An 11055-nucleotide genomic window follows, 5' to 3' on the forward strand; every position below is an offset into this window, starting at 1 on the left:
GAACAGTGTCAATCCCTATATTAAAGCTATATAATTATTTATTGATTTCAATTCAAACAGAAATTGATGATAAAACTGCAATTCAATTCCAAGAGGATTTATTAGATAAGATACACAAAACCGGCGCAACAGGAGTAGTAATTGACTTGACGTCTGTAGAAATTATTGATTCCTTTATTGCAAAGGTTTTGGGTGATGTAATTACAATGTCAGATCTCATGGGGGCGAAAGTAGTTCTAACAGGTATTCAGCCAGCAGTAGCGATAACATTAATCGATCTTGGTATTCATATGCAAAAGGTAGCTACAGCATTGGATTTAGAGCAAGGTCTTATTAAACTGTACCAAGAGTTGGGGGTATAAATATGTCCCCACATTCCTGTGTTAAAATTAGAAAAGAATGGGATATCGTCAGTGCTAGGCAGCTCGGTAGAGAAATGGCAAAAAAACTGGGGTTTAGTACGGTTGACCAGGCTAGGATAGCAACAGCGGTATCAGAACTTGCTCGGAATATTTATCTATATGCGGAAGAAGGTCAGATTTGTTTTGAAGTATTTGAAACAATTGAGCGTAAAGGGCTAAGAATGGGTGCATTTGATACAGGGCCAGGTATAACAGATATTAGTCAAGTAATGCAAGATGGCTATACCACTTCCGGTGGTCTTGGAGCGGGACTTCCAGGTGTTAAAAGATTAATGGATGAATTCGATATACAGTCTGAAATTGGACAGGGAACACAGATCAAAACAGTCAAATGGGTTCGTTAATATCTCCTTCAAAATAAATAATACTAGAGAATAGCTATATTCTACGATATATTCCATACGATTAAGCAACATCACCGCCAATATACTAGGAGGTTTTTTATGGATAAAATTGTTGACTTAGATATCGCACATTATAAAACACTACTGAAAAAATATATAGTAACCCAGGATGAACAATCTCTGTATGGTGTAGAACTAGTTAGTAAATCTTTCATTAAAAATAATATACTCCCAGAGGAAATTATAAGTTTACACATTCAAGCATTGGGCGAATTATACCCAGATATAAACCTCGATGTGAAGCATTCCATGGACTTTCTTCTAGAAGCAATGATTTCTTATGGACTTGCACTACAGGAGGTGCAAATATTACGAGAAGAGCAGTTTGCGCTTAAGTCAGAAATATCGGTAGCAGCTAGCATGCAGGATACACTTCTAGGAACAACCATTCCAGATGTTAGTGGCTTAGATATTGGAGTTATTAGTATTCCCGCGAATCAATTGAATGGTGACTATCATCATTTTGTAAAAGGAAATGATGGTTCTATTGGCATCGCGATGGCCGATGTAATTGGCAAGGGAATACCTGCTGCATTATGTATGTCGATGATCAAATATGCAATTGATAGTTACCCAGAGGATAAGATGAGCCCGAAGATGATTTTAAAGAATCTCAATCGGGTGGTTGAGAGAAATGTAGATCCTAGTATGTTTATTACGATGATTTATTCGCAATACCTTCCTTCAGAAAGTAAACTTATGTACGCCTCGGCTGGACATGAGCCCGGCTTCTATTATAATGCTGCGAAGGGCACTTTTGAAGAAATAGAGACAGAAGGATTAATATTAGGAGTATTACCGGATACCGATTACAAACAATATGAGTTAGAAATCCATGACCAGGATATGGTGATTTTTCTAACAGATGGTGTGACCGAGTGTAGGGATGGAGAACGATTTATTGAAACAGAGGAAGTACTAAATGTGATTACTGAGTATATCCATTTACCAGCACAGGAACTAGTAACGAATGTATACAAGCATTTTGAGCGATTACAAAACTTTCAATTACGAGATGACTTTACGTTACTTATTTTACGAAAAGAGGTTTAAGCTTCGTAACAATTGGGTAAATGGATGTTATGAGAATGTAAAAAGTGGCTGCAGATGATGTGCATTTGACAGCAGTATAGAATAGTCAGAGGGGGAGAATAATGAACTTAAACGTGAATATTCATGAGGATATTGATAAATTTATTGTAAATTTATCTGGTGAAATCGATGCGTATACTGCGCCTGAATTAAAAGAGAATCTCTTACCATTGACTAAACAAGCTGGAAATGTTGTTGAAATCAACTTCGAAAATGTGGAGTATATGGACAGCACTGGTTTAGGTATCTTTGTTAGTGCACTGAAGTCTACGAAGGAAAATAAAAGCAGTATGAAATTAGTCAATTTACAAGAACGTATATTACGGTTGTTTAGAATAACAGGATTGGATAAAATTATCGACATAGATACAACGATTCGAGGTGAAAGTGTTAATGGAAAACTTTGATTTTATTGAGATGAAGATTCCGGCAAAGGCGGAATATATTGGTGTTATCCGCTTAAGTTTGTCTGGAATTGCCAATCGAATGGGATTTTCTTATGAGGATATCGAAGATCTTAAAGTATCCATTTCTGAAGCAATTACAAATGCAGTGACACACGCGTATCAGGAAGATGACCAAGGCGAAGTCACTATTGGCTTTGGTGTATATGAGAATAAACTTGAAATCATGGTTGCTGATCATGGTGGCAGTTTTAATATAAAAGAAGTTAAAGAGGAAATTGGACCATATGCAGGTAATGAAGCAGTTGAAGATTTAAGAGAAGGTGGCTTTGGTCTGTTTTTAATTAATGTATTAATGGATGAAGTGCGTATTAATAATAATTATGGTGTCATAGTGCTAATGACGAAGTATTTATACGAAGCTGAGGTGGATGTGGATGACAACCAAATCTCAACCCCACAATAAAGGAAGAGATGAGGTTTACCAATGGATTGAATTTCTACAAAGAGAGCCAACAGATGAAGCAGTACAAGAGAAGATTGTACTTACATATAAAAATCTTGTAGAATCAATTGCTAGGAAATATTCAAGAAATGGTATGATTCATGAGGATCTAGTACAGGTAGGTATGATTGGATTACTAGCAGCAGTTAGAAGATATGATGCATCATTTGGTAAATCCTTTGAATCCTTTGCTGTTCCAACCATTATTGGGGAAATAAAACGATTCATTCGTGATAAAACCTGGAGTGTTCATGTACCAAGACGCATTAAAGAATTAGGACCGAAGATAAAAAGGGCTGTAGATGAATTAACAACAGAGAATCAAAAATCTCCTACAATCAAGGAAATAGCAGACCATCTTGAAGCATCAGAAGAAGATATCTTAGAAACAATGGAAATGAGCAAAAGCTATAAAGCCCTTTCAGTCGATCGTAAAGTTGAAGGAGATTCCGATGGTGGTACGGTTGCCATCTTGGATGTGGTTGGAAATGAGGAGCAGGGCTACGATAATGTAGATCAAAAAATTATTCTTGAAAAGATTCTTCCTATCCTATCTGAGCGCGAACAACAAATTTTAAAATATACCTATTTTGAAAATTTGAGTCAGAAAGAAACGGGCGAAATACTTGGCATCTCGCAAATGCATGTCTCACGTTTGCAGCGGCGTTCACTACGCAAGCTTAGGGAAGCAATTCAGTCCGAGAGCACGGAGGTTTTTGATTGAATATACATCAGAAGGTAGATGTTTCTGTATTCCAAAAGGCTAAAAAAGGAAATTATTGCTGTGGCGACAGTTATTTCTATGCAGAATCAGACACGGAGTTCATTTGTGCAGTTGCAGATGGTTTAGGTAATGGTGAATTTGCTAAGGAATCCTCACAGATAGTGATTGATATTATTAAAGAAAATATCAATATTTCTGTTGAGCAGTTAGTAAAGCTTTGTAATAAAAGGTTGCAAGGAAAACGTGGTGCCGTGCTTGGTATTTTGAAGATCAATTTCAAAGAACGGATGTATACCTTCTCTTCGATTGGAAATATCGGGGTAATCTCTATTATGAACAATAAAAAGAAGAAACGTAATATCCCGAATACAGGTTATTTAGCGGGAATTAAACGAACCTTTAAAGTTGAAAGAGGAAATCTTGAACCCGGAATGTGTTTCATTATGTTTTCTGATGGAGTATCAGATAAAGAGCTCTCACAGGATTACTTTACCTATGATGATGTCCATCGAATCACGGACACATTCGCACTGAAAAGCTTTGAAGCTAGAGATGATGATACGACATTGATCGTGATGCGATATGATGCATGAGGTAGTTCATTCGGGCTGGAACAGGCTTGTGAGAAAAGGGCGGCACTTCATTCTGTGCCGTCCTTTTCTTATATCCTGAGCGATAGTAAAAGTTGATGTAAAATCAGGCCAGTGGTTGCTGTCCACACAAAAGGTTACATTCCAACACTTCAATCAACTTCGATAGTGAGTGGTAAGTTACTCTTTTTAGATGCTTTTGAACAATCCCAGCGAAAGAAATACACGAAGACTCAAGCTCCCCGCGGAAAGCGTAGTGTATTTCTGTAGCGATCAGCCTGAGAGCCTAAAGCACTAAACTAGTCTGCAGTTTATATAAACATCCAATCATACTAAGGGCCCCTATGAGAAATTATGAAACAAAACATTTTTTTGATAAAATAAAGGAGTAATTAAAGGAGGAAAAACAGTGGTAGCAGAATTAAATCAGGATTTGATTGGCTGGGTTGCAAAAGAAACCGAAGTAAAAGCCAGTACCGTCAAAACAGTAATCGGATTATTAGACGAAGGAAATACGGTTCCTTTTATTGCCCGATATCGGAAGGAAATGACGGGTGGATTAGACGAGGTTCAAATAAAATCGGTTCAAGACAAATGGCATTATGCTGTTAATCTTAATGATAGAAAACAAGAAGTATTACGGATAATTGATGAACAAGGAAAATTAACGGAAGAACTTCAGCGTGAGATTATTGGTGCGACACAATTACAACGAGTTGAAGATCTTTATCGACCATATAAACAAAAGCGAAGAACGAAAGCGACGATTGCCAAAGAAAAAGGTTTGGAACCATTGGCTGAACTTATCTGGCAACAAGAAATAATGAATCTAGAACTGGAAGCTGAAAAGTACTTCAGTGAAGAGTATGAATTACATACAATAGAAGATGTCCTAGCTGGTGTAAACGATATTATCGCGGAGTGGATTTCCGATAATGCGGAATACCGCGATTATATTCGTGAGGAAACTTTTAAGCGTGGGGTAATTCGTTCAGAGGTGAAGAATGAGGAAAAGGACGAGAAGCATGTGTATGAAATGTACTACGAATACCATGAGGCAGTTCGTTCACTCGTTTCACATCGAATATTAGCACTCAATCGTGGGGAGAAGGAAGAAGTATTAAAGGTTACCATTGAACCGCCAATCGATCGTATAAATGATTACTTGCAGAAAAAAGTAGTGAAAAAAGCGTCAACTGGCAAAATCGTGGAGCTATTATATGATGCGATCGAGGATAGCTATAAACGTCTAATTCAGCCCTCGATTGAAAGGGAGATTCGCAATAGCTTAACAGAAAAAGGGGAAGAACAGGCAATTGATGTCTTCTCGGTAAATCTTAAGAACTTGCTACTTCAGCCTCCATTAAAAGGAAAAACAATTCTGGGGGTTGATCCAGCATTTCGGACAGGATGTAAGTTAGCTGTTATCGATGAAACTGGAAAGGTTCTCCATGTTGGTGTCATGTATCCAACCGCACCGAAAAATGATATTGCTGGATCAGAGAAAATCGTCAAGGAATTAGTGGAGAAATATGGTGTTGAACTGATTGCAATTGGGAATGGGACTGCATCACGGGAAACAGAGCATTTCATTTCTGATGTGATCGCAAATCATTCGTTGAATATTCCTTACATCATCGTGAATGAAGCTGGTGCAAGTGTTTATTCAGCATCAGAGTTAGCAAGAGAGGAGTTCCCAGATTTACAGGTTGAACAAAGAAGTGCTGCTTCCATCGCTCGTCGGGTGCAGGATCCATTGGCAGAGCTGGTTAAAATTGATCCAAAATCAATTGGTGTTGGTCAATACCAGCATGATGTAAGTCAGAGGGCATTAAATGAATCCTTAACCTTTGTCGTTGAGACTGCGGTAAACCAAGTAGGTGTTAATGTAAATACTGCTTCTTCCTCACTTCTGCAATATGTAGCAGGTTTAAGTAAGACCGTAGCGAATAATATTGTGAAAAAGCGGAATGAGGAAGGGAAATTTATAAATCGTAAACAATTGAAGAAAATTCCACGACTTGGTGCAAAGACTTATGAGCAAGGGATTGGTTTCTTACGAATTGTTGATGGCGAACATCCACTTGACCGAACACCAATCCATCCAGAGAGCTATCAAACTACGGAAAGTCTTTTGAAAATGATGGATTGTAAGCTTTCAGATATAGGCTCAGCTAAGCTTCGTGAAAAAACCATTACTTATGATAAGCAAGAGCTTGCTGCGAAGTTAGAAATCGGGGTGCCAACATTAATCGATATACTTGATGCGTTAAGCCGCCCAGAAAGAGACCCGCGGGATGATTTTCCACAGCCATTGTTAAAGCAAAATGTATTGTCATTGGAAGACTTAAAGCCTGGTATGGAAATGCAAGGTACAGTAAGAAATGTTGTTGATTTTGGAGTGTTCGTCGATATTGGTGTGAAACAAGATGGCCTTGTTCATATCTCGAAGATGGCGAACAAGTTTGTAAAGCACCCAATGGATGTTGCGTCTGTTGGCGATGTTGTAACAGTGTGGGTCGAGAATATTGATGCAGATAAAGGCAGAATTGCATTATCTATGATACAGAATGAGAAATAACAAAAAGGCGCTTCCCAAGTGTTAAAACTAGGGAAGCGCCTTTTGCTAAAAATTATTCTTTGTCGCTTGCTGCTTCTACTTCACTAAGTGAAATGCCAAGTGCTTTTGCAACACCTTCACCGTAAGCTGGATCTGCTTTATAGCAGTTATTGATATGGCGAAGTTGAATTTCTTTTGTTGTTCCTTGCATATTACGTGCAGTGTTTTCGAATAATCTTTGTTGTGCTTCCGGGCTTTGTAGTCTGAACAATTTACCTGGTTGCTCATAGTAAAGATCATCATCTTCACGGAAGTTCCAATAGTTAGCATCGCCACCAAGGTCGAGTGTTGGCTCTTGATGTTCTTTACTATCTTCCCATTCGCCGTAGCTGTTAGGGCTATAAGAAACTTTACCGCCAGCTGGATGAATGCGCATTGCACCATCTCGGTGGTATGGATGGAAGTTCTTCACATTCTTCGGATAGTTAACAGGGATTTGCCAATGGTTTACACCTAGACGGTAACGTTGTGCATCACCATATGAGAATAGACGTCCTTGTAACATTTTATCAGGTGAGAAACCAATACCAGGAACAATATTAGTAGGAGCGAACGCAGCTTGTTCCACTTCTTCAAAATAGTTTTCTGGATTACGGTTAAGTTCTAATTCCCCAACTTCGATTAGAGGGAAGTCACCTTTATACCATACTTTTGTTAAATCGAATGGGTTATAAGGCATATTCTTTGCTTGCTCATCAGTCATTACTTGGATGTACATTTTCCATTTAGGGAAGTTGCCTTTTTCGATATTTTCAAATAGGTCTCGTTGGCTACTCTCACGATCTTGACCAACTAAAACTTCTGCCTCTTGGTCTGTTAAGTTTTCGATACCTTGTTCTGTGTAAAAATGGAATTTAACCCAAACACGTTCATTGTCTGCGTTAATCATGCTATATGCATGGCTTCCGAATAAGTTCATATGTCTAAATCCGTTTGGAATTCCGCGATCACTCATTACGATTGTTACTTGATGTAATGCTTCAGGAAGACTTGACCAGAAATCCCAGTTAGATTGAGGATTATGCATGTTTGTTTTTGGATCACGTTTAACAACATGGTTTAAATCAGGGAAACGTTTAGGATCGCGCATGAAGAATACTGGAGTATTATTTCCAACTAAATCCCAGTTACCTTCCTCTGTATAGAATTTCAATGCTGCACCACGAATATCGCGTTCTGCCTCAGCAGCACCACGTTCACCAGCAACAGTTGAAAAACGAGCAAACATGTCGGTTTTCTTACCAACTTCAGAGAAAACTTTAGCTTTCGTATATTTTGTAATGTCGTTTGTGATGGTTAAAGTACCATATGCACCAGAACCTTTCGCATGCATACGACGTTCTGGAATTACTTCTCTATCAAAATGTGCTAGTTTCTCCAAGAACCAAAAGTCCTCCATCAATAATGGACCTCTAGGACCTGCAGTCTTTGAATCATCATCATTAGGCACTGGAGCACCAAAAGCGGTCGTCATTTTCTTGTTATTTTCGCTCATTAATTTATTCCCTCCTAAATTATAAACTACAATTATTATAATAACATAGTAATTATAATAATACTATGATTATAGACTCATAGAATGGGTGTAAAGTTTGCTCTGATTGGGTTTCTTGTATAAGATAATGATATTAAAGTGAGGTGATTCTTAGCAATTGAATAGGAAAGTGTTCTTAACTAAAATATTAAATGATAAAACTTGAGTAATTGATGGCGCTGATCTGTAAGAGTATACTAGGTAAAAAGGATTGAAGTATAGTGAAAGAAGAGACTTTGAAGTGTTAGTATTGCAACGTTATAAGCTCATAATGTAATTATAAGATATACAAATTTAAAATCAATATTTATACCCTTGTAAAGAAAATTAAAGATTTCGTAGGATTCTAAGTAGAAGTAATTTATTGATACCTATAATAGCCTTGTTTCATGTATAGGGATTAATGTAGAATATAGGGAGAAATATGTTAAAATGTAGGGGAATGGAAACAGTCCTTATTTTCATTATTATCTAGTTAGGAAGATATGAAATGGATCCAATAAACAGACAGACGTTATATAATTTGGTTGATAAGCTTTCTGTAGAATTCTTTGATAAGCCATTTGAACATGATGTGGAATTTAATCATCGCTTAAGGACGACTGGTGGCAGATACATTCCTGCAAAGAAATTAATTCAATTAAACCCAAAGTATGTTACGGAGATGGATAATAATGAGTTTATTGGCATCATTAAACATGAGTTATGTCATTATCACCTTCATATAGAAGGAAAAGGGTACAAGCATATTGATCCAGAATTCAAAGTGCTATTAAGGAAGACAGGTTCACCGAGGCATTGCAAGCCGCTGCCTTCGCAAAAAAGAACATATCGATACCTATATAAATGTAAACAATGCAATCAAGAATATAAACGAGTACGCCGAGTAGATTTAAACAAATATCGCTGTGGCAAATGCAATGGAAATTTGATAGAGCTTGCGTAAAAAATGTGGATATAGAAGGTAAGTTGTTAGCCATAATAGCCTTTAACTAAGGTGTTAAGCAGATTTGTGAATTTTTTATTAAAAATACATTGACGAAAATTGTCATCCGTGGTAAATTAAATAAGCTATCAAATCTGATGGGGAAACTTAATCACGATGAAGAGGCATGTAAGTACATATGTAGTAATATGCGATTCAGAAATGAGCAAGAAAAAGGTAACAAGAAACTTTTAAAAAGATGTTGACAACACATTGGGAAACATGTTAAGATATTTCTCGTTGCTGTTAATTAGATTTTAACTTACAGCTTAAAGGTAATTTAAGTATTACTAACATATTTCACTATTCCACAGTAGCTCAGTGGTAGAGCAATCGGCTGTTAACCGATCGGTCGTAGGTTCGAATCCTACCTGTGGAGCCATATGGGGAAGTACTCAAGAGGCTGAAGAGGCGCCCCTGCTAAGGGTGTAGGTCGCGTAAGCGGCGCGAGGGTTCAAATCCCTCCTTCTCCGCCATATTTTATTTAGTGAATGGCCCGTTGGTCAAGCGGTTAAGACACCGCCCTTTCACGGCGGTATCACGGGTTCGAATCCCGTACGGGTCATCTATTTATCTTTATATGTTGTGGTCCGGTAGTTCAGTTGGTTAGAATGCCTGCCTGTCACGCAGGAGGTCGCGGGTTCGAGTCCCGTCCGGACCGCCATTGTTGGGCTATAGCCAAGCGGTAAGGCATCGGGTTTTGATCCCGTGTATCCTAGGTTCGAATCCTAGTAGCCCAGCCATTTTAAAGTTAATTCCAGTATATAATTACATGTATGCTTGAGATTACTTATACTATTTTAAAATAGTATTTTTTTATGAGAAAATCTATCGTTTAAATGTCTTTATCGAAAATATAAGGGCAGGTTTAAGCTAAAGCCCATAGTTTTACTAAATGAAATGTCTTTTAATCATGAGCCATTAGCTCAGTCGGTAGAGCATTTGACTTTTAATCAAAGGGTCGAAGGTTCGAATCCTTCATGGCTCATCAATATCATTTTTTAAAAAGTATTCCTTTAATGAATAAACTATGCGGTCGTGGCGGAACGGCAGACGCGCTAGGTTGAGGGCCTAGTGGGTGAATAACCCGTGGAGGTTCAAGTCCTCTCGGCCGCACTTAAAGAAGATTTGCTATTGAATTTAATATATGTTAGACTGTGTTCCTTCACTATTTCCATGCGCCCGTAGCTCAATTGGATAGAGTATCTGACTACGAATCAGAAGGTTGTAGGTTCGATCCCTGTCGGGCGCACCATTATTTACGGGAAGTAGCTCAGCTTGGTAGAGCACTTGGTTTGGGACCAAGGGGTCGCAGGTTCGAATCCTGTCTTCCCGACCAGTGAAACGTTTGAACAACTTTATATTATGCGGGTGTAGTTTAGTGGTAAAACCTCAGCCTTCCAAGCTGATGATGAGGGTTCGATTCCCTTCACCCGCTCCAAATAATTTATTATTTGGGCCTGTAGCTCAGCTGGTTAGAGCGCACGCCTGATAAGCGTGAGGTCGGTGGTTCGAGTCCACTCAGGCCCATCGCACTTTTAAAAAAAGTGTTGACTTATAGAAAACAACATGATATAGTTTGAAAGTTGTCGAAAAAACAACAAGAAATAATAAAAGAAAAAAGTTGTTGACAACAAAAAGTGATTTATGATATAGTAGTAAAGTTGCTTCTGAAGCAATAGAACATTTGCTCTTTGAAAACTGAACAAAACAACCAGTATGTCAACGAAAAGAAACGTGTTTTCTTTTCAACAAAACAAGAAGGTAACACTTCT

Annotated in this window: 10 protein-coding genes and 11 tRNA genes; 20 read left to right on the top strand and 1 reads right to left on the bottom strand. The window is 38.0% G+C overall.

Translation table 11 applies throughout. From position 1 onward, the window contains the following. Window positions 1–5: 5 nt before the first annotated feature. The 8 genes from CWR48_RS14780 (at window position 6) to CWR48_RS14815 (ending at window position 6722) form a co-directional block, all read left to right on the top strand. Window positions 6–362: an STAS domain-containing protein gene (locus CWR48_RS14780; RefSeq protein ID WP_115774101.1), complete on the top strand. Its 357-nt coding sequence runs from the start codon at window positions 6–8 to the stop codon at window positions 360–362. A gap of 2 nt (window positions 363–364) precedes the next feature. Continuing rightward, on the top strand, window positions 365–766 hold the full coding sequence (locus tag CWR48_RS14785) for an anti-sigma regulatory factor (RefSeq protein ID WP_115774102.1): 402 nt from the start codon (window positions 365–367) through the stop codon (window positions 764–766). A gap of 99 nt (window positions 767–865) precedes the next feature. After that, window positions 866–1879 (top strand): PP2C family protein-serine/threonine phosphatase, encoded by a 1014-nt coding sequence (locus tag CWR48_RS14790; RefSeq protein WP_115774103.1) that lies wholly within the window; start codon window positions 866–868, stop codon window positions 1877–1879. 101 nt (window positions 1880–1980) lie between these two features. Next, a complete protein-coding gene (locus CWR48_RS14795) occupies window positions 1981–2325 on the top strand; it encodes an anti-sigma factor antagonist (RefSeq protein WP_115774104.1) in 345 nt (114 codons plus the stop codon). Continuing rightward, window positions 2312–2788, top strand: coding sequence for an anti-sigma B factor RsbW (gene rsbW / locus CWR48_RS14800; protein ID WP_115774105.1), 477 nt, complete (start codon window positions 2312–2314; stop codon window positions 2786–2788). The genes CWR48_RS14795 and rsbW overlap by 14 nt, the downstream gene beginning before the upstream one ends. Further along, window positions 2760–3551: an RNA polymerase sigma factor SigB gene (gene sigB, locus CWR48_RS14805; RefSeq protein ID WP_115774106.1), complete on the top strand. Its 792-nt coding sequence runs from the start codon at window positions 2760–2762 to the stop codon at window positions 3549–3551. The genes rsbW and sigB overlap by 29 nt, the downstream gene beginning before the upstream one ends. Then, window positions 3548–4144 carry a SpoIIE family protein phosphatase gene (locus tag CWR48_RS14810; RefSeq protein ID WP_115774107.1) on the top strand — a complete coding sequence of 199 codons (597 nt, stop codon included), beginning with the start codon at window positions 3548–3550 and terminating at the stop codon, window positions 4142–4144. The genes sigB and CWR48_RS14810 overlap by 4 nt, the downstream gene beginning before the upstream one ends. A 406-nt stretch (window positions 4145–4550) precedes the next feature. Then, the gene (locus CWR48_RS14815) at window positions 4551–6722 is read left to right on the top strand and encodes a Tex family protein (protein ID WP_115774108.1); all 2172 of its coding nucleotides are present in this window, start codon (window positions 4551–4553) and stop codon (window positions 6720–6722) included. Window positions 6723–6774: 52 nt separating this feature from the next. On the opposite strand, the gene CWR48_RS14820 is transcribed toward CWR48_RS14815, so the two are convergent. After that, window positions 6775–8256 (bottom strand): catalase, encoded by a 1482-nt coding sequence (locus CWR48_RS14820; protein WP_115774109.1) that lies wholly within the window; start codon window positions 8254–8256, stop codon window positions 6775–6777. 529 nt (window positions 8257–8785) lie between these two features. On the opposite strand from CWR48_RS14820, the gene CWR48_RS14825 reads away from it, so the two are divergent. From CWR48_RS14825 to CWR48_RS14880, 12 genes are all read left to right on the top strand, one after another. After that, window positions 8786–9241, top strand: a complete 456-nt coding sequence (locus tag CWR48_RS14825) for a SprT family protein (protein ID WP_115774110.1) — start codon at window positions 8786–8788, stop codon at window positions 9239–9241. A gap of 346 nt (window positions 9242–9587) precedes the next feature. Beyond that, a tRNA-Asn gene (locus tag CWR48_RS14830) sits at window positions 9588–9662 on the top strand. Window positions 9663–9665: 3 nt separating this feature from the next. Beyond that, window positions 9666–9756, top strand: a tRNA-Ser gene (locus CWR48_RS14835). 17 nt (window positions 9757–9773) lie between these two features. After that, window positions 9774–9845 (top strand) — tRNA-Glu (locus CWR48_RS14840). 22 nt (window positions 9846–9867) lie between these two features. Continuing rightward, a tRNA-Asp gene (locus CWR48_RS14845) sits at window positions 9868–9944 on the top strand. A 4-nt stretch (window positions 9945–9948) separates the two neighbouring features. Beyond that, window positions 9949–10023: transfer RNA gene (locus CWR48_RS14850), tRNA-Gln, on the top strand. A 172-nt stretch (window positions 10024–10195) separates the two neighbouring features. Next, window positions 10196–10268, top strand: a tRNA-Lys gene (locus CWR48_RS14855). Window positions 10269–10312: 44 nt separating this feature from the next. Further along, window positions 10313–10396, top strand: a tRNA-Leu gene (locus CWR48_RS14860). A gap of 62 nt (window positions 10397–10458) precedes the next feature. After that, a tRNA-Arg gene (locus CWR48_RS14865) sits at window positions 10459–10535 on the top strand. 7 nt (window positions 10536–10542) lie between these two features. After that, window positions 10543–10619 (top strand) — tRNA-Pro (locus CWR48_RS14870). Between the two features lie 28 nt (window positions 10620–10647). Further along, window positions 10648–10721: transfer RNA gene (locus tag CWR48_RS14875), tRNA-Gly, on the top strand. 15 nt (window positions 10722–10736) lie between these two features. Beyond that, window positions 10737–10810 (top strand) — tRNA-Ile (locus tag CWR48_RS14880). Window positions 10811–11055 lie beyond the last annotated feature (245 nt).

Source organism: Oceanobacillus arenosus (genome assembly GCF_003369575.1).
Taxonomy (GTDB): Bacteria; Bacillota; Bacilli; order Bacillales; family Amphibacillaceae; genus Oceanobacillus; species Oceanobacillus arenosus.